We start from the raw sequence: 721 nt of genomic DNA, 5'->3' as shown, positions 1-721 counted from the left end.
AAAGGTCAACTGGAAGAGGCTATTGAATATGCAGGTGACAAGTTTGACGATTTCCCCTCAAATCATAATCTTGGTCGTCTATATGCAACAATGCTAATAGAAAACAAACAACTCGATGACGCCGAGGAGGTATTCTATTCACTACTGACTAAATACCCCCAAGCATCGCGGTTAAAACTATCGCACGCTATTGTCATGCTAGAGAATAAAAAAGTTGAAGAGGCTTCTGCAGCTTTCGAGCAGCTAATCGACTCCAATCAACACGCTAATGAAGCCTACTATTATTTAGCCCGTATTGCTGACAGCCAAGGTAATTTCAATGACGCTATCGATCTCTACCAGAAAGTAAGCGCTGGCGTTCATTATGAAGTATCTCTTGAGCGCTCAAGTTTCCTAATGGTTCACAACGAACAGCAAGACGAGATGCTAAACAGACTCGCTGAATTGAGAAAGAAACCTGGAGCAAGCCCTCTTAAGTTATGGCTACTGGAAGTTAAATTACTATCTAGTGCAGGTGAAACAGACCGCATGAATGCCTCACTCAACGCCGCCATTCAAGCATTCCCCGAAGATGACCAGCTACTCTACGCTCGAGCAATGAATCGAGAAGCAGACGATGATTTGGCAGGAATGGAGCAAGATCTAAGAAAGCTAATAGAACTGAACCCGAACAATGCGATTGCTATCAATGCACTTGGCTACACCTTGGCCGACCGAACCG

Annotated in this window: 1 protein-coding gene; it reads left to right on the top strand. The window is 44.2% G+C overall.

Translation table 11 applies throughout. The annotated features are described in order from the left end of the window. A partial coding sequence (locus A3735_RS25980; protein WP_156499930.1) for a lipopolysaccharide assembly protein LapB occupies positions 1-721 on the top strand: 721 nt, incomplete at both ends.

The organism is Oleiphilus sp. HI0061 (assembly GCF_001635675.1).
The sequence above is the reverse complement of the archived record's forward strand: the minus strand, read 5'-3'. Positions and strand labels throughout refer to the sequence as shown.